Origin of the sequence: Sphaerisporangium rhizosphaerae (assembly GCF_042665155.1) — a bacterium.
GTDB classification, from domain to species: Bacteria; Actinomycetota; Actinomycetes; order Streptosporangiales; family Streptosporangiaceae; genus Sphaerisporangium; species Sphaerisporangium rhizosphaerae.
This window is the reverse complement of the sequence record NZ_JBHTCG010000038.1, coordinates 46,473-63,203: the sequence shown is the minus strand read 5'-3', so window position 1 is coordinate 63,203 and position 16,731 is coordinate 46,473. Positions and strand designations below refer to the sequence as shown.

Here is a 16,731-nt window from a genome sequence, read left to right as displayed (position 1 = left end):
CATGAGTGAGAACCTGAAGCGCCTGACCGGCCAGGGCGTGTCGATCTGGCTGGACGACATCAGCCGCGAGCGGCTGCGCAGCGGCAACCTCGCGGCGCTGGTGCGCGACAAGCAGGTCACCGGCGTCACGTCCAATCCCACCATCTTCGCCTCTGCGCTCAGCAAGGGCGACGCCTACGACGACCAGTTGCGCGACCTTACCGTGCGCGGCGTGGACGTGGGCGAGGCGGTCAGGGCCATCACGACCTATGACATCCGCTGGGCCGCCGACGTGCTGCGGCCGGTGTTCGACGCCACCGACGGCGTGGACGGCCGGGTGTCCATCGAGGTCGACCCGCGTCTGGCGACCGACACCGCCGAGAAGACGGTCGCCGAGGCGCGCGCGCTGTGGTGGCTGGTGGACCGGCCGAACGTGCACATCAAGATCCCGGCGACCGTCGAGGGCCTGCCGGCGATCACCCAGGCGCTCGCCGAGGGCATCAGCGTCAACGTCACGCTGATCTTCTCCCTCGAGCGCTACCGCGCGGTGATGGACGCCTGGCTGGAAGGCCTCGAGAAGGCCAAGGCCGCGGGCCTGGACCTGTCGAAGATCGAGTCGGTGGCGTCCTTCTTCGTCAGCCGCTTCGACACCGAGATCGACAAGCGCCTGGAGAAGATCGGCACCCCCGAGGCGCTCGCGCTGCGCGGCAAGGCCGCCATCGCCAACGCCCGCCTGGCCTTCGCCGCCTACGAGGAGGTCGTGGCCGGTGATCGCTGGCAGGCGCTCAAGGCCGCCGGGGCGCACCCCCAGCGTCCGCTGTGGGCCTCCACCGGGGTGAAGAACCCCGACTACCCGGTCGCCATGTACGTCGACCAGCTCGTGACCTCCGGCACGGTGAACACCATGCCGGAGAAGACGCTGGACGCCACGGCCGAGCACGGCTCCATCGACGGCGACACCGTGCGGTCGGGCTACACCGAGGCATGGGACACCATGGCGGCGCTCAAGCAGGTCGGCATCGACTACGACGACGTGGTGCGGGCGCTGGAGGAGGAGGGCGTCGAGAAGTTCGTCGCCTCGTGGACCGAGTTGCTCGGCACGCTCGAGTCGGAGCTGGAAAAGGCCCGCTAGGGCCCGCCCCCTGCAGCCTGGGCGGGCCGGCCGCGCGACCGCGCCGGCCCGGCCCGCCCCACGGCCGGCACCGGCTGCGGGCGCACGCCCGCAGCCGCGGCCACCAGCCCCGGCCGGCCACGCGAGGAGAAGACTTCAGAATGGATATTTCCGTAACATTCGGTGACGAGGAGGTCGCCGCGCAGGCCGAAGAGGCCGTGCGGAAACTCGTCGAAGACGGGGTGCCGCGGGCGCTGACCGCGGGCGACCCCGCCTTGTGGGGGCCGGAGGCCGAGGAGGAGGCGAAGATCCGCCTCGGCTGGCTGAACCTGCCCGCGTCCTCCCGCGAGCTGCTCCCCCAGATCACCGCGCTGGCCGAGCGCGTCCGGGCCGACGGCCTGGAGCACGTCGTGCTCGCCGGCATGGGCGGCTCCTCGCTGGCTCCCGAGGTCATCTGCGCCACCTTCGACGTGCCGCTGACCGTCCTCGACACCACCGACCCGGGCCAGGTGCGCCGGGCGCTCGACGACCGGCTGGACCGCACGGTCCTGGTGGTGGCCAGCAAGAGCGGCGCCACGATCGAGACCGACGCCCACCTGCGCGTCTACGAACGGGCCTTCCGCGAGGCCGGCATCGACCCGGCCGGCCGCGTCGTGGTCGTCACCGACCCCGGCTCGCCGCTGGAGCGCACCGCGACCGAGGCCGGGTACACCGTCGTCCTGGCCGACCCCGCGGTCGGCGGCCGCTACAGCGCCCTGTCGGCGTTCGGCCTGGTGCCGAGCGCGCTGGCCGGAGCCGAGGTGTCGCGGCTGCTCGACGAGGCCGAGCAGGCCCGCGCCACCCTGTCCGCCGATGACGGCCCGGGCCTCGCGCTCGGCGCGGCCATCGGCGCCGCGGCCCTGTCCGGCCGCGACAAGCTGCTGCTGGACGACAGCCTCTCGCCGATCAACGGCCTGCCCGACTGGGCCGAGCAGCTCGTCGCCGAGTCGACGGGCAAGCACGGCAAGGGCATCCTGCCGGTCGTCGGCATCGACCCGACCGGCGCCGCCGACGAGTTCGTCGCCGGCATCGACACCGACGGCGACGTCGAGGTGCGCGGGCCGCTGGGCGCCCAGTTCCTGATCTGGGAGTACGCCACCGCGGTCGCCGGGCGGCTGCTCGGGATCAACCCCTTCGACCAGCCGAACGTGGCCGAGTCCAAGGAGAACACCGCGCGCATCCTCGCCGGGGCGGGCCAGGGCCCGCTGCCGACCGGCGTGCCCGCGCTGGTCGACGGCCCGGTCGAGGTGTACGGCGAGATCCCCGAGCACGTCAAGGACCTTCCTGGAGTGCTGACCGCGCTGCTGGAGGGCATTCCGGCCCACGGTTACCTCTCCATCGGCGCCTTCCTGGACCGCGAGGCCGCCTTCGACGTCCCGGTGCCGGAGGACGCCTCCTTCGAGGTGATCACCGACATCTGGGCGGCGCACGACCCGGCCAGCCTGCAAGGGCTGCTGTCGATCAGGACCGACCGGCCGGTGACCTTCGGCTGGGGCCCGCGCTACCTGCACTCGACCGGGCAGTACCACAAGGGAGGCCCGCGGAACGGCGTCTTCCTGCAGATCACCGGCGCCGTGGACGACGACCTCGAGGTGCCGGGCAGACCGTACACCCTGGGCAGGCTGGAGCTCGCCCAGGCTCTCGGCGACCTGGACGCGCTGCGCGAGCGCGGGCGTCCGGTCCTCCGCCTGCACCTGACCGACCGCGAGGCCGGCGTCAGGCACCTGCTCACCGCCGCACGGGAGGTTTGATGAACGACAGCGAGCAGCCGGGCTCGGCCAGCGCCGATGACACGGGCCCGGCGAACGTGCCCGCGCCATCGATCCACGAGACCGAACTGGCCAACCATGCCGGAGAGGACCAGCCGAAGGTCACCCCCGACGAGTCGCTGAAGGCGGCCCAGGCCGTCGCCAGCACCGCGACGACGATCGACGTGATCGAGGCCAACCCGCTCCGCGACCCCCGCGACCGGCGGCTGCCCAAGGTGGCCGGCCCCTGTGTGCTGGTGCTGTTCGGCGTGACGGGCGACCTGGCCCGGCGCAAACTGCTGCCGGCGATCTACGACCTGGGCAACCGCGGGCTGCTGCCTCCGGGGTTCTCCCTGGTGGGCTTCGCCCGCCGCGACTGGGCGCACCAGGACTTCGCCCAGATCACCCACGACGCCGTCAAGGAGAACGCGCGCACTCCCTTCCGGGAGGAGGTCTGGAAGCAGATCTGCGAGGGCCTGCACTTCGTGCCGGGCTCCTTCGACGACGACGGCGCGTTCGACGCGCTGGCCATGGCTCTGAAGGAGATCGACGAGACCCGGGGCACCGGCGGCAACTACGCCTTCTACCTGTCGGTTCCGCCCAAGGCCTTCCCCGTGGTCGTCGAGCAGCTCAAGCGCACCGGCCTGGCCAAGCCGCCCGAGGGCTCCTGGCGGCGCATCGTCATCGAGAAGCCGTTCGGGCACGACCTGCAGAGCGCCCGCGAGCTGAACGCCATCGTCGACTCGGCCTTCAAGCCCGACTCGGTGTTCCGCATCGACCATTACCTGGGCAAGGAGACCGTCCAGAACATCCTGGCGCTGCGCTTCGCCAACACGTTGTTCGAGCCGATCTGGAACCGCGGCTACGTCGACCACGTGCAGATCACGATGGCCGAGGACATCGGCGTCGGCGGCCGGGCCGGATACTACGACGGCATCGGCGCGGCCAGGGACGTCATCCAGAACCACCTGCTCCAGCTGCTGGCGCTGGTGTCCATGGAGGACCCGACGGCGTTCGGCGCCTCGTCGCTGCGCAGGGAGAAGGAGAAGGTCCTGGAGGCCGTCACCCTGCCCGAGGACCTCGGCCTGGCCACCGCGCGCGGCGCGTACACCTCGGGGTGGCAGGGCGGCGTGCCGGTCAAGGGCTTCCTGGAGGAGGACGGCATCCCGCAGGACTCCAAGACCGAGACCTACGCGGCGATCAAGGTGGAGATCGCCAACCGGCGCTGGGCGGGCGTGCCGTTCTACCTGCGCACCGGCAAGCGGCTCGGCCGGCGGATGACCGAGGTGGCCGTGGTGTTCCAGCGGGCGCCGCACCTGCCGTTCAGCAAGACCGACACCGAGATACTGGGGCACAATGCCCTGGTGATCCGCATCCAGCCGGACGAGGGCATCACGGTGCGGTTCGGCTCCAAGGTGCCGGGCACCGCGATGGAGGTCAGGGACGTCAACATGGACTTCGCCTACGGCGAGGCGTTCCTGGAGTCCTCGCCGGAGGCCTACGAGCGGCTGCTGCTGGACGTGCTCATCGGCGACCCGCCGCTGTTCCCGCACCAGCGCGAGGTCGAGCTGTCCTGGAAGATCATGGACCCGATCGAGCACTACTGGGCGTCGCGTCCGGACCAGCCGGAGGGCTACCCTGCCGGCACCGGCGGCCCGGCCTCGGCCGACGAGATGATGTCCAGAGACGGCCGGGCCTGGAGGCGGTTGTGATCGGCAACGGAACGCGGGAGTCGCTGTGACCACTTTCCTGATGGGGTCGACCACGGCCTCCGACATCTCCTCGCAGCTCACGCGCCTGCGCCACCAGGTCGGCGCGCCGGCCGTCGGCATGGTGCTGACGCTGGTGGTGGTGTGCGACGAGAGCCACCAGTACGACGCGGTGCGCGCGGCCTCCGAGGCCGCGCGCGAGCATCCCTCGCGCATCCTCGCGGTGATCCCGAGGGAGCGCGGCGAGGCCACCCGGCTGGACGCCGAGATCCGGGTGGGCGAGCTGACGACCGGCGAGGTGGTGCTGCTGCGCCTGTACGGGGAGCTCACCGAGCACGCCGACTCGGTGCTGTCGCCGCTGCTGCTGCCCGACATCCCCGTGGTGGTGTGGTGGCCCGGCAACGCCCCCGCCTCGCCGGCGAAGGACCCTGTGGGCTCGTTCGGGCAGCGCCGGGTGACCGACGCCCGCTCGGCGCCGGACCCGGTGGCGGCGATCCGGAGCCGGGCCGACGGCTACTCGCCGGGCGACACCGACCTGGCGTGGACGCGCATCACGCCCTGGCGCAGCCTGCTGGCGGCGGCGTTCGACCAGCCGGTGGACCGGGTCCTGTCCGGCTACGTCGAGGCCGAGCCCGGTCACCCGAGCGCCTCTCTGCTGGCGGTGTGGCTGTCGGAGAAGCTCGACGCGCCGATCAAGGTGACCGAGTCCCGGGGGCCCGGCCTGACCAGCGTGCACCTGCGGTTGCAGGGCGAGGGCGAGATCGTCGTCGAGCGGCACGACTCGCGCACCGCCACGCTGATCCGGCCGGGGCAGCCCGACCGGCACGTGGCCCTGGCCCGCAGGCCGACCTCCGACCTGCTCGCCGAGGAGCTGCGGCGGCTGGACCCCGACGAGCTGTACGCCTCGGCGATCAAGCGCGTCGCGGACTTCGACGGTTCCTGACCCGTCCGGCGGCGCCGGCCCCTGATTCCGGGCCGGCGCCCCCGGCTTTCCGACCTGGCGGCCCGGCATCGCCCCCTGCTCCGATCTTCGGTGCATAGGGTGGTGCCGGGCGCCGTCGTTTCTCGTAGATGGAGGGGTGTTGTCGTGAGTGTTCCCTCGGTCCTGATCCACCGGGACGCCGATGTGCTGGCCAAGGCCGTCGCCGCCCGCCTGATCACCGGGCTGGCCGACGCGCAGGCGGCCAAGGGGTCGGCCCACGTGGTGCTCACCGGCGGTGGCATGGGCGTCGCCACGCTGAGGGAGGTCGCCGCCACCCCGGCGCGCGACGCCGTCGAGTGGCGCCGCCTGGACGTCTGGTGGGGTGATGAGCGCTTCCTGCCCACCGGCGACGCCGAGCGCAACGAGACCGGCGCGCGGGAGGCGCTGCTGGACCGGGTGGAGGTCGACCCCGCGCGGGTGCACCCGATGCTCGGCCCGGACTCCGGGCTGAGCGCCGAGGAGTCCGCCGAGCGGTACGCCGACGAGCTGCGCAAGGCCGCGAGGCCCGAGGACCACGGGCCGGTGCCCTCGTTCGACATCCTCATGCTGGGCCTCGGCCCGGACGGCCACGTGGCCTCGCTGTTCCCCGAGATGCCGGCCGTCCACGACGAGCGTGCGGTGGTGGCGGTGCACGGCGCGCCCAAGCCGCCGCCGACGCGCATCTCGATGACCCATCCCACCATCAGGGCGGCCCGCGAGGTGTGGGTCATCGTGGCCGGCGAGGACAAGGCCGGGGCCGTCCGGCTGGCGCTGCAGGAGTCGGGCCCGTACCAGGTGCCGGGGGCGGGGGCCAGGGGGCGGCTGCGCACCCTGTTCCTGCTGGACCGGGCCGCCGCCTCCAAGATCCCGCCGGGGCTCACCCGGCGCGCGTCTCCCTGACAGGGCGCGCGGCGGGCCGTCCCGCCGCGCGACTCCGGCGCCGTCCGCCGAGACCCGCCGCCGGGTCATCGGAGCCGACGGGCCGGCGGCGGCGGGTCAGGCGCTCGCCGGCCCGGCCGCGCACACCTGGTCGATCTCGTCGATGATCTCGCGCTTGGCCCGCTCGCCGAGGAAGGACGCCCGCACGGCGTTGCGGGCCAGCGCGGCCAGCTCGGCCTCCCCCAGGCCGAAGACGCGGGCGGCGACGCCGTACTCGCCGTTCAGGGTGGTGGCGAACATGGGCGGGTCGTCACTGTTGAGCGTGACGAACAGGCCCTCCTCCAGCAGCCGGGGCAGCGGGTGGGAGGCCAGGTCGCGCACCTGGCCGGTGCACACGTTGGAGGTCGGGCACACCTCCAGCGGGATCTGGGTCTCCTTGAGGTGGGCGATGAGGCGGGGGTCGCGCACGCAGCTGATGCCGTGGCCGATGCGCTCGGCGCCGAGCCCCTCGATGACCTCCCAGATCGTCTCGGGCCCGCTCATCTCGCCCGCGTGCGGCACGCTGTGCAGACCGGCGGCGGTGGCCGCGCGGAAGGCGTCCCGGAAGGCGTCGCGGTACTTGGGCCGCTCCTGCTCGATGCCGGCCAGGCCGAGGCCGACCAACGCCTCCGGCGGCGTGGACAGCGCGTGGTCGAGCGTCGCCCGCGCGGCCTCGGGCCCGGCCTCTCCGGGGATGTCGAACACGTAGCCGACGCGCACGCCGTGGTCGGCCGCCGCGGCCCGGGCGGCCAGGTCCAGCGCCTCGGTGATCGCGGCGTTGGACATGCCCATCCGCTGGTGGGAGTAGGCCGTGACCGTCAACTCGGCGTAGCGGACGTTCTGCGCGGCCAGGTCGCGCGCGGCTCCGGTGACCAGCGTGGCGACGTCCTCGGGCTCGCGCACCAGGCGGTTGACGTCGGCGTAGATCTCCGCGAAGTGGGGGAAGTCCCTGAAGGCGTAGAAGGCGCGCAACTCCTCCTCGCTGGAGGGCACCGGGCCGCCGGGGTGCCGCCGGCTGAGCTCCAGGACCGTGGGCACCGAGGCGGCTCCCACCAGGTGCAGGTGCAGTTCGACCTTGGGCAGGGCGGCGATGAAGGCGTGTGTCGAGGCGGTGCTCTGCGTCATAGCGCCCGACCCTAAGCAGCCCGCCGGGACCGGTGGTAGTGTCCCGGCGGAAATCTCACACGAAGATGTCAGTTTCCGGTTCTCAGCTACGAATGGCGCACAGCAAGCGGTCGTTCCCGTTCTGCCACAGGGTGCCCACCTCGGCGAAGCCGGCGTCGCGCAGGGCGGTGACGTGCGCGGACAGCTCCAGCGACTCCGATCCACGGTGGGCCGCGCCGGCGACCTTGCGGGCGCGCTCGTCCGCCAGTGCCGCCAGGTCGGGGTCGGCGGCCACGGCGTCCCACCACTGGCGCCAGTCCTCGGGCCGTCCGGCGCCGAACCTGCGGCGCATGGCGCGCTCGTGCACCGCCCGCTCCAGCTTGGCCAGGGCCGGCGCGATGTCGATCACTTCCATGTGGTCGCCGTTGAGGAACACGCCGCCGGGCTTCATCACGCTCGCCAGCTCGGGGTACATCACGCGCAGTTCCGGCTCGGCCAGCCAGTGCAGCGCAGTGGTGCTCACCGCCGCGTCCACCGGGCGGTCCAGGCCGAGGGACGAGGCCCATCCGGGGGTCCGCAGGTCCACGTCGGCGAAGCGCAGCCCCGGCCTGCCCTCGTGCGCGGCGCGGGCGAGCGCGAGCAGCAGCGGGTCGGCGTCCAGGGCCACGACGGTGGCCTCGGGCAGGCGGTCGAGCAAACGGGCGGCGAGCGAGCCGGGCCCGCAACCGAGGTCGAGCACCAGCGGGTCGGGCCGCCCGGCCCCGGCCTCCACGGCGTCGATGAGGGCGGCGAAACGGGCCTCGCGGTCGGGCATGTAGCCCTCCTGCTGGCGATCCCACCGCAGGATCCAGTCGCGGGCCCGCTCGCGGGGAACAATGGACATGAGGACTCCCTGTAACTGCCGTAAACTATTTGGGCAGTCACACGGTAAGACGTGAGGATGTAACCGGTCAAGTGAATTTCAACAGTCACACCGATGCCGTGGTGGCCGTCGCCGCCGCCCTGGTCAACCGGCTCACGCCCGGCGAGGCGCACGGGAGGCCGTACACGCCTCCGCCGCCCGGCCCCGACCGGCGCGCCACCGTCACCGATGCCCTGCGCGCCGGCCACCGGGGCTCGCGGGAGGTCACCGACGCCGAGGCGGCCGAGCTGTCCCGGGTGGCCGCCGAGCTGCGGGTGGTCTTCGACGCGGTCGAGACCGGCGACCTGGACACCGCCGCCCGGCAGGTCAACCGCGTCCTCGACCGCACCCAGGCCCGGCCGCACCTGGAGCGGCACGACGGCGAGCCCTGGCACCTGCACTTCCACGGCGGCGGGGGCACCCTGGGCGACGACTGGGCGGCGGGCTGCGCCAGCGGCCTGGCCATCGTCCTGGGCGGCGACCTGTACGACCGGCTCGGGGTGTGCACGGCGTCCCACTGCGACCGCGTCTACGTCGACGTCTCGCGCAACGGCACCCGCCGCTTCTGCTCGACCACCTGCCAGAACCGGGTCAAGACCGCCGCCTTCCGGGCGCGCGCGAGCCGTCCCTAGCTCCCGCGGGCGGCCTCGACGCCGGCGAGCCGCCTCCGCCCCCGCGAGCCGCCTCACTCCGCGCGAGCCGCCTCAGCCTCACTGGAGGCCTCAGCACCCGCGGGACTGCTGAGCTGCTGCCCGCGGGACTGCTGAGCGCCCGCGGGAGGCCTGAACGCCCGCGGGAGGCCTCAGCGCCACACCATGCCGGTGAGTCCCCAGACCTCCGTGACGCGCCCGTCGGCGACGCGGATCATCTCCATGAGCGCCGGATCCGGCCGCCCGTCCGCCCCCGCGGCCCCGTGCACGGTGGAGCGCAGGGCGATCTTGTCCCCGTCGATGAGCATGTCCTCGATGGTGACCCGCAGGTCCGGGTAGCGCTCGCGGATGTCCCGCCAGGCGTTCTTGACGGCCTCGGTGCCCGTCGTCCCCATCGGGTGGCTGTAGAAGTCCGGGGCGAAGATCTCCTCCACGGCGTCGAGGTCTCCCGCGTTGGCGGCCGCGTACATGCGTTCCACGATCGCCTTCATGTCATCCCTGGTCATTTAGCTGCTCCGTTCACTTGCCGACCGTTCGGTAAGCAAGCGTGCAGCACTTACTGAACGGTCGTCAAGTACACTGCTCCGTGGAGGCGCGGACAGCGGGTCCGTCCTCCGCGGCCGGAGGGCGGGCGATGTCGGGCACCAGGGAACGTCAGGGCGGCCGGGCCGGGCAGAACGCCCAGGAGACCCGGCGGCGCATCCTGTCCATCGCCCAGGAACTGTTCGCCGAGCAGGGGTACGCCGGGACGTCCATCGCCGACATCGCCGGCCGGCTGGGCACGAGCAAGGCAGCCCTGTACTACCACTTCGCCTCCAAGGCCGAGATCATCGAGGCGCTGATGGCCGAGCCGCTGCTGGCCTACCAGCGGCTGGCCGACGCCGCCATCTCCGGCCGCGCGGACGCCGGAGAACTGCTGGGCGCGGTCATCGACACCACGGCGGAACTGCACACGCTGATCGACCTCATCGGCGGCGACCCCTCCGCGCGCGCCGCGCTCCAGCGCGTGGTCCCGAGGTCCCAGGAGATCAACGCCGCCCTCACCGCCGCGCTCACCCCGGCCGGGCCCGACGCGGCCGGGCCTGACGCGGCCGGCGTCGTGCGGGCGTACGCCGCGTACGCGGTGGCGAAGAACGGCACGCTGGCGCTGCTGTCGGCCGGCGACGGCGCCCTCACCCCCGCCGAGCGGTCCGGCCTGCTCGCCGCCGCCCTCCGCGCCCTGCACGGCTGACGCCTTCAGCCCGCTGACCTGCTCTTTTCCGCGGTGAGCCGGTCGCGTATCCTGTGAGCGCGGAGGGGAGTACCCCTAGACGCCAGGGTCGTCAGTACGGCGGGCCCGATGCCCGCCCGGTCCTGGCGCCGTCCCGGAACACCACGTGGCCTGGGCGGCGGAGAGACCTCCGGTCGTCTCGACCGGAAAGGTGTCCCCTTGTGAACGTCGCCCTGTGGGCCTGGCCGGCGGTGCTCGGTGTCATCGCCGCGATGCTCGCCATCGACCTGTTCACCCATCGCCATGCCCATGTGATCGGCATGCGCGAGGCGGCCCTGTGGTCGGCGATCTGGGTGTGCCTCGGACTGGCCTTCGGCGCCGCCGTCTGGTGGTGGTGGGGCGCGGAGTACGCCGGCCAGTACTACGCCGGTTATGTGATCGAGAAGTCGCTGGCCGTCGACAACATCTTCGTGTTCGCGATCATCTTCGGCCACTTCGCCGTGCCGGCGCGCTACCAGCACCATGTGCTGTTCTACGGCGTGCTGGGCGCGCTGCTCTTCCGCGGCGTCTTCATCGCCGCGGGCTCGGCGCTGATCGCGAGCTTCTCCTGGGTCCTGTACGTGTTCGGCGCCTTCCTGGTGCTCACCGGCGTCCGCCTGGCCCTGCACCGCGGCCAGACCGTCGACCCGGCGCGCAGCAGGACGCTGCGGCTGCTCCGCCGTCTGGTGCCGGTCACCGACGACTACCACGGGCAGCGGTTCTGGGTCCGGGAGGCGGGCAGGCGGGCCGCCACCCCGCTGCTGTCGGTACTGGTGCTGGTCGAGGTGACCGACATCGTCTTCGCGGTGGACTCCATTCCCGCGATCTTCGCCGTCACCACCGAGCCGTTCCTGGTCTTCACCTCCAACGCCTTCGCCATCCTCGGCCTGCGCGCGATGTACTTCCTGCTGGCCGGGCTGATGCACCGGTTCGTCCACCTGAAGCTCGGCCTGGCGCTGGTGCTGGTGTGGGTCGGGGTGAAGATGCTCCTGCTGGACGTCTACAAGATCTCGACCTGGATCTCGCTGGCGGTGGTCGCCGCGATCCTCACGACCGCCGTCATCGCGAGCTGGCTCACCACGCGCCAGGGCGCCGGCCCCGCGCCGACGAGCCGGCCCGCCGTGCCGGCGTCCGGCGACCGGCCGGCATCGGAAGGCGATGGGGAGAGCCCGCCGACCAGGGCCCAAGCCGCTCACAAGAGGCGCTCCCGAAGCTGAGCCGTATGACGGTCAGGTGCCGGGGACGGCGTACGGCAGGTCGGGCAGACCGGCCTGGAACAGCGCGTCGACCTGCGGTGACACCGTCCCGGGACGCGCGAGGGGGATGTCACTCGATCGAGTGGCAGGAAGTGGTCAGCGGCGTGCAGTTTGCTGCCGCCGAATTGTCTGTTCCGAGGGCCCGCAATGGCGGAGAGTTGTTCTCACAAGGACGAACGACAAGCCCTCCAGAAAAGAGAAATAAAATGACCGCCAGCGCCTTCTCCGCCGCCACCGCCACTCGTTCCGCCGGCACCACCTGGGACTCCTACTCGCGCACCGCGGGCACCACCTGGGACGGTTACTCCCGCGCCGCCGGCACCACTTGGGACTGATATTCGACATTGACTTCGAACCGGATTCCAGCACCATCTACCCGATAATAGACCTCAAGCGAAAACGCCGGACGTAAGATTCTCCGGCGAGGACGGCTGAACGCACCAGCCCGCCCGGGTGAACCGCATACGGTTCACGAAGACGGCGGAAGACAATGAACTCCTCGGCCCGGCGCCCGTATATTCGGAGAAATCGACGCCCGGCCGGCCGATCGCGACCGGCTCTCGGCCACACGAGCGCACCACCGCTCAGGCCCCGCCCCTCGGCCCCTCTCTGTCGGCCCCCGCCCTGTTGGGCCCCGCCGCACACGGCACGTCGTTCCCGCCGGCCACCTCTCCGCACCGAGGCCGCCCTCGCGCCATGTCGCGGCCGTCGCGGCCGTCACGGCCGTCGCCCCGGGCCGGCGACGCCGGTGGCCCGCGTGAACGCGACAACGCCGCCGAGACCGCCATCTCGCGCGCACCGGTCCCGCGTCCGGCGGGACGATCGCATCGCGGCGGACCCTCCCGGGCGGCCGATCAAGGCCGGACAAGGACGGAACCGGCATGCGACGCCCGCGGCAGCCGTGTCCGCATCGCGCCACACCGCCGTCCAGACCATCCGCGGCGAGCCGGCGCGGCCCGGCAACAGCGCCTGTGACCTGCATCAATGCGGGCGGTGCGCCTCTCGGCGACATGGCCGCTTTCCTGGTGGCAGCAAGTGGTCAGCGGCGTGCAGCTTGCTGCCGCCGAATTGTCTGTTCCGAGGGCCCGGAATGCCGGAGAGTTGTTCTCACAAGGACGAACGACAAGCCCTCCAGAAAAGAGACGAAAAATGACCGCCAACGCTTTCTCCGCCGCCACCGCCACTCGTTCCGCCGGCACCACCTGGGACTCCTACTCGCGCACCGCGGGCACCACCTGGGACGGTTACTCCCGCGCCGCCGGCACCACCTGGGACTGACACACAGAACCGGCAGCAGAATCCGGACGACGAAGAATCGCAGAGAAAGAAAACGACTCCCCAGACCGAATCAACGGGCGATCCGGCACCCCAGCGGACACCGCCAGAACAGCACCACCTCGCCGGCTCCGCCCAGTCCCCTCCGGAAATGAACCGGAATTCCGGACGACGGCGGCGGCAGCGTCCAAGCCACGAATAGCGAGAACGCCGGAAGCTCAGACGGCGACCATCGTGAGCCAGGATCGACGCACCCGACCATCCTCCGGTCCGCCGCCCCGCTCCCCATCCGCGGCCCCGCAGGACCCCTCCCCCGAACGACGCCCCCGGCGGCCCTCACCCATGCCCCGATGCCGTCCCGTGGGAACAAGGCGACGAAGGGTCATGTGATGATCACCACCTTTCCGCGGGCGTGTCCCTCTTCGAGGTGGCGGATGGCGTCGGGGACCGCGCTGAGCGGGTACGTCCGGTCGATGACCGGGGTGACCTTCCCGGCTTCGATGAGCTCACGCAGGACGACGAGGTCGTCGCCGCTCCGGTGCGCCAGCATGGGCGCCAGCGTCTGGCTCACGACCCGGGAGAGCGCGAGCATCTTGAGCGGACCGGTCACCGGCCCGATCCACCGCCCCTTGACCGGTCCTCCTACCGCCACGAGCACGCCCTTCGGCGTCAGTACGCCCCTGATGGCGGACAGGGTGTGGTTGCCGGCCATGTCGACCATCAGGTCGTAGCGCCGCCCGGCGCGGGTGACGTCGTCCCGGGTGTGGTCGACGACGTGGTCGGCACCGATCGATCGGACCAGTTCCACGTTGCCGGTGCCGCACACGCCCGTCACCTCGGCGCCGTACGCCTTGGCGAGCTGGACCGCGAAGGTGCCGACGCCTCCCGCCGCGCCGTTGACCAGGACCCTGTCCCCTGACCGGACGCGCCCCTTGTCGCGCAGCGCCTGCAAGGCGGTGACCGCCGCCACCGGTACGGACGCCGCCTGCTCGAAGGTCAGGTTGACCGGCTTCCTGCGCACCATCCCGTCCTGGTGGAGGCTGGCGTACTCGGCGAACGCGGCGCTGCGCTCGACGGGCGCGGCGGCGCGGCCGCCGAACACCTCGTCCCCTGTCTTGAATCTGGTGACCTTCCTGCCGACCGCTTCGACGCGGCCCGCCAGGTCGCCGCCCATTCCGCCGGTGCTGGGCCGGAACAGCCCGGCCCGCGTGCGCAGGACGTACGGCGTCCCCCTCATGAAATGGACATCCAGCGGATTGACGGCGGCCGCCATCACCTTGACCAGTACGTCCTCATCACCGACGACGGGCACGTCGACGTCCTCCAGGCCGAGGACGTCCGGTGATCCGTACCGGTGATAGCGAATCGCCTTCATGGTTTCCCCTCGACGCCGGCTTCCTCGGACATGCCCGCCAGCGTAGGAAGCCCCGCGAAGCGCCCACATCACGGAAATTCGCTATCGGGTCGCCAATTCGATCGGCCGCGGCGCTCGCGGCGGGAGTAATGTCCATCTCGACGATGGCCAGACCCCCGCGCCCCTCGGGCAACCTGCCCGCCGAGGCGAGCAGCTTCATCGGGCGCCGCCGCGAACTGGCGGAGATCAGGACCAGGCTCACCGAGGCCCGCCTGGTCAGCCTCGTCGGGCCCGGCGGGGTCGGCAAGACGCGCCTCGCGATCCGGGCGGCGACCCATCTCGCACGGGGGTTCCCCGGCGGGGCGTGGCTGGTCGAGCTGGCCGAGGTCAAAGATCCCTCACGGGTCGGCGACATCGCCCTGGCCGCCCTGGATCTACGAGACCAGGCGGCGGCCGAGCCCTTGCCCCATCTGCTCTCCCATCTGCGGGACAAGAGGCTGTTGCTGGTGGTGGACAACTGCGAGCACCTGCTCGAGGCGGCCGCCCGGCTGGTGACGGAGGTCATGAGAGCCGCTCCAGGTGTGCGCGTGGTGGCCACCAGCAGGGAGCCGCTGTCGGCGCCGGGTGAGCACGTGGTCCCCGTCCCTTCCCTCCGGCTGCCGCCGGCTCACGCGGACGCGTCCCTCGCGCAGGTCCGGCAGGCCGAGGCGGTGATGCTCTTCGCGGAACGGGCCGCGGCAGGGTCGGGCGCCTTCGAGCTGACCGCCGCGAACCAGGCCGCCGTGGCCGATCTGTGCCGCCGTCTGGACGGCCTTCCGCTGGCGATCGAGCTCGCCGCCGTCCGGACACGGGTCCTCACCGCCGAGCAGATCCTCGACCGCCTGGCCGACCGGTTCGGCCTGCTCACAGGAGGAGGCCATGCCGCGCTGCCCCGTCACCAGACGTTGCGCACCACGATCGACTGGAGCCACGACCTGCTGACGGCGGGCGAGCGGACACTGCTGAGGCGGTTGTCCGTGTTCGCCGGCAGGTTCACCCTCGATGACGTCGAGGCGGTCTGCACGTCCGGCCGGGCGCCGCGGACTCACGCGCTGGACCTGCTGGCGTCGCTGGTCGACAAGTCCCTGGTGCTGAAACAGGACGCCGGACACCTCGCCTGCTACCGGCTGCACGAGACGATGCGCGAATACGCCGGGCTCAAGCTGCGCGAGGCCGGTGAGGGGGAAGCCCTCGAACGGCGATGCGCCGAGTACTACATCACAAGGTGCCGCCGATCCGCGGCCGAGGCGCGATATCGGCTCGCCGAATGGCTCGACTGGATGGAGGTGGAGATCGACAACGTCCGGTCGGTCCTCCGGCGCTGCCTGGAGCACGAGGACGTCCCGCGCGGGACCGTCCTCGCCTGCTCCATCGGCTGGTTCTGGATGACGCGCGCGACCGGCGAAGGCGTCCGGTGGCTCGACGAGCTGCTCGCGATCGCGGGCGGGGACGCGCGCACACGCGCCCAGGCGTGTTTCCTGCGCGGGTTCCTCGCGGTGCTGCAGTCGGATCCGGAGGCCGCCAGGCCGGCGCTCGAACACGCGGTGACGGCGGCCCGGCGGGCGGGGCCGGCCGGCCTGCTGTCGCAGTCGCTCGCGCTGGCCTCGATGGCCGCCAACATGGCCGGTGACCGCACGGCCGCCAGGCGCCTGGCCGATGAGGCCGACCTCGTCGCGACGGGTCTTGACGATCTGCCGGCCACGCTCATGTCACTACAGGCGCGAGCGCTCAACGGTCTGTCCGACGGTGATCTCGACGCCGTCGCACGCGCGGCGTCACAGGGCGTGCGGCTCAGCCGGGAAGCCGGTGACCTCTACAGCCTCGACATGATGCTGCTGAACCTCGGCTCCGCCATGCTGATCGCCGGCGATCTCGGCGCATCGGAGCCGCTGTTCGCGGAGGCGTTGGGGATCGCCCGGCGGATCGACGACCGGGTGGCGCAGTATTGCCTGCTCGACACCTTGGCGTGCCAGGCCGCGGGTTCCGGCCGGCTCCGGCTCGCGGCCCGGCTGCTCGGGGCGGCGCAGACCGTGCGAACGGGCGCGGGCGCGCGCATCCTGCCGTTCCTCGCCCGGCTGGTGGCCCGGGCCGAGGAGTCGGCGGCGGCCGGGCTCGGCGCGTCGGCGTTCCGGCAGGAGTTCGAGGCCGGAAGACGCCTGAGCCGGGGCGACGCGATCGCGCTGGCGCTCGGCGAGCCGGCCGACGAGGCCGCGGCCCGCGCCGACGTGGGCGCGGCGCCGCTCGGGAAGCGGGAAGCGGAGGTCGCCCGGCTGGTCGCCGAGGGCCTGAGCAACAGGCAGATCGGGGCACGCCTGTTCATCTCCGAGCACACCGTCGACAGCCACGTCCGCAACATCCTGAACAAGCTCGGGTTCAACTCGCGTGCGCAGATCGCCGCCTGGACGGCCTCACCGGATCAGTAAGGGCCGCCGCCAGCC

At 72.1% G+C, this 16,731-nt stretch carries 15 protein-coding genes; 11 read left to right on the top strand and 4 right to left on the bottom strand.

What is annotated here, in order from left to right; genetic code table 11:
- Position 1 precedes the first annotated feature (1 nt).
- The 5 genes from tal (at position 2) to pgl (ending at position 6,447) form a co-directional block, all read left to right on the top strand.
- On the top strand, positions 2–1,111 hold the full coding sequence (gene tal / locus ACFQSB_RS34975; protein ID WP_380831159.1) for a transaldolase: 1,110 nt from the start codon (positions 2–4) through the stop codon (positions 1,109–1,111).
- A gap of 140 nt (positions 1,112–1,251) precedes the next feature.
- Positions 1,252–2,880, top strand: coding sequence for a glucose-6-phosphate isomerase (locus ACFQSB_RS34970; protein WP_380831157.1), 1,629 nt, complete (start codon positions 1,252–1,254; stop codon positions 2,878–2,880).
- The gene (gene zwf, locus ACFQSB_RS34965) at positions 2,880–4,589 is read left to right on the top strand and encodes a glucose-6-phosphate dehydrogenase (protein WP_380831155.1); all 1,710 of its coding nucleotides are present in this window, start codon (positions 2,880–2,882) and stop codon (positions 4,587–4,589) included. The genes ACFQSB_RS34970 and zwf overlap by 1 nt, the downstream gene beginning before the upstream one ends.
- Positions 4,590–4,629: 40 nt before the next feature.
- Positions 4,630–5,529, top strand: a complete 900-nt coding sequence (locus tag ACFQSB_RS34960; RefSeq protein WP_380831190.1) for a glucose-6-phosphate dehydrogenase assembly protein OpcA — start codon at positions 4,630–4,632, stop codon at positions 5,527–5,529.
- Positions 5,530–5,673: 144 nt separating this feature from the next.
- Positions 5,674–6,447 carry a 6-phosphogluconolactonase gene (gene pgl / locus ACFQSB_RS34955; RefSeq protein ID WP_380831154.1) on the top strand — a complete coding sequence of 258 codons (774 nt, stop codon included), beginning with the start codon at positions 5,674–5,676 and terminating at the stop codon, positions 6,445–6,447.
- A gap of 96 nt (positions 6,448–6,543) precedes the next feature.
- On the opposite strand, the gene add is transcribed toward pgl, so the two are convergent.
- Complete coding sequence (gene add / locus ACFQSB_RS34950; RefSeq protein ID WP_380831152.1) at positions 6,544–7,590, bottom strand: adenosine deaminase; 1,047 nt, start codon at positions 7,588–7,590, stop codon at positions 6,544–6,546.
- Between the two features lie 82 nt (positions 7,591–7,672).
- Positions 7,673–8,452, bottom strand: coding sequence for a class I SAM-dependent methyltransferase (locus ACFQSB_RS34945; protein WP_380831150.1), 780 nt, complete (start codon positions 8,450–8,452; stop codon positions 7,673–7,675).
- A 71-nt stretch (positions 8,453–8,523) separates the two neighbouring features.
- Between ACFQSB_RS34945 and ACFQSB_RS34940 the strand changes: the two genes are divergently transcribed.
- The gene (locus ACFQSB_RS34940; protein ID WP_380831148.1) at positions 8,524–9,102 is read left to right on the top strand and encodes a CGNR zinc finger domain-containing protein; all 579 of its coding nucleotides are present in this window, start codon (positions 8,524–8,526) and stop codon (positions 9,100–9,102) included.
- Positions 9,103–9,272: 170 nt separating this feature from the next.
- Here ACFQSB_RS34940 and ACFQSB_RS34935 read toward each other — a convergent pair whose 3' ends face one another.
- Positions 9,273–9,626, bottom strand: coding sequence for an ester cyclase (locus ACFQSB_RS34935; RefSeq protein ID WP_380831146.1), 354 nt, complete (start codon positions 9,624–9,626; stop codon positions 9,273–9,275).
- Positions 9,627–9,754: 128 nt separating this feature from the next.
- Between ACFQSB_RS34935 and ACFQSB_RS34930 the strand changes: the two genes are divergently transcribed.
- The 4 genes from ACFQSB_RS34930 to ACFQSB_RS34915 all read left to right on the top strand — a co-directional run bounded on the left by ACFQSB_RS34930 (position 9,755) and on the right by ACFQSB_RS34915 (position 12,903).
- Complete coding sequence (locus tag ACFQSB_RS34930) at positions 9,755–10,351, top strand: TetR family transcriptional regulator (RefSeq protein WP_380831145.1); 597 nt, start codon at positions 9,755–9,757, stop codon at positions 10,349–10,351.
- A 200-nt stretch (positions 10,352–10,551) separates the two neighbouring features.
- Positions 10,552–11,586, top strand: coding sequence for a TerC family protein (locus tag ACFQSB_RS34925; protein WP_380831143.1), 1,035 nt, complete (start codon positions 10,552–10,554; stop codon positions 11,584–11,586).
- 245 nt (positions 11,587–11,831) lie between these two features.
- Positions 11,832–11,960, top strand: a complete 129-nt coding sequence (locus ACFQSB_RS34920) for a hypothetical protein (protein WP_354844761.1) — start codon at positions 11,832–11,834, stop codon at positions 11,958–11,960.
- An 814-nt stretch (positions 11,961–12,774) separates the two neighbouring features.
- Positions 12,775–12,903, top strand: coding sequence for a hypothetical protein (locus tag ACFQSB_RS34915; RefSeq protein WP_354844758.1), 129 nt, complete (start codon positions 12,775–12,777; stop codon positions 12,901–12,903).
- A gap of 379 nt (positions 12,904–13,282) precedes the next feature.
- Here ACFQSB_RS34915 and ACFQSB_RS34910 read toward each other — a convergent pair whose 3' ends face one another.
- Complete coding sequence (locus ACFQSB_RS34910; RefSeq protein WP_380831141.1) at positions 13,283–14,275, bottom strand: NAD(P)-dependent alcohol dehydrogenase; 993 nt, start codon at positions 14,273–14,275, stop codon at positions 13,283–13,285.
- A gap of 143 nt (positions 14,276–14,418) precedes the next feature.
- Between ACFQSB_RS34910 and ACFQSB_RS34905 the strand changes: the two genes are divergently transcribed.
- Positions 14,419–16,716, top strand: coding sequence for a LuxR C-terminal-related transcriptional regulator (locus tag ACFQSB_RS34905; protein WP_380831139.1), 2,298 nt, complete (start codon positions 14,419–14,421; stop codon positions 16,714–16,716).
- Positions 16,717–16,731 lie beyond the last annotated feature (15 nt).

Coding starts and splice junctions, on each gene's coding strand:
- tal (WP_380831159.1), top strand. CDS start 2: ATGAGTGAGAACCTGAAGCGCCTGACCGGCCAGGGCGTGTCGATCTGG.
- ACFQSB_RS34970 (WP_380831157.1), top strand. CDS start 1,252: ATGGATATTTCCGTAACATTCGGTGACGAGGAGGTCGCCGCGCAGGCC.
- zwf (WP_380831155.1), top strand. CDS start 2,880: ATGAACGACAGCGAGCAGCCGGGCTCGGCCAGCGCCGATGACACGGGC.
- ACFQSB_RS34960 (WP_380831190.1), top strand. CDS start 4,630: ATGGGGTCGACCACGGCCTCCGACATCTCCTCGCAGCTCACGCGCCTG.
- add (WP_380831152.1), bottom strand. CDS start 7,590: ATGACGCAGAGCACCGCCTCGACACACGCCTTCATCGCCGCCCTGCCC.
- ACFQSB_RS34945 (WP_380831150.1), bottom strand. CDS start 8,452: ATGTCCATTGTTCCCCGCGAGCGGGCCCGCGACTGGATCCTGCGGTGG.
- ACFQSB_RS34935 (WP_380831146.1), bottom strand. CDS start 9,626: ATGACCAGGGATGACATGAAGGCGATCGTGGAACGCATGTACGCGGCC.
- ACFQSB_RS34930 (WP_380831145.1), top strand. CDS start 9,755: ATGTCGGGCACCAGGGAACGTCAGGGCGGCCGGGCCGGGCAGAACGCC.
- ACFQSB_RS34920 (WP_354844761.1), top strand. CDS start 11,832: ATGACCGCCAGCGCCTTCTCCGCCGCCACCGCCACTCGTTCCGCCGGC.
- ACFQSB_RS34915 (WP_354844758.1), top strand. CDS start 12,775: ATGACCGCCAACGCTTTCTCCGCCGCCACCGCCACTCGTTCCGCCGGC.
- ACFQSB_RS34910 (WP_380831141.1), bottom strand. CDS start 14,275: ATGAAGGCGATTCGCTATCACCGGTACGGATCACCGGACGTCCTCGGC.
- ACFQSB_RS34905 (WP_380831139.1), top strand. CDS start 14,419: ATGGCCAGACCCCCGCGCCCCTCGGGCAACCTGCCCGCCGAGGCGAGC.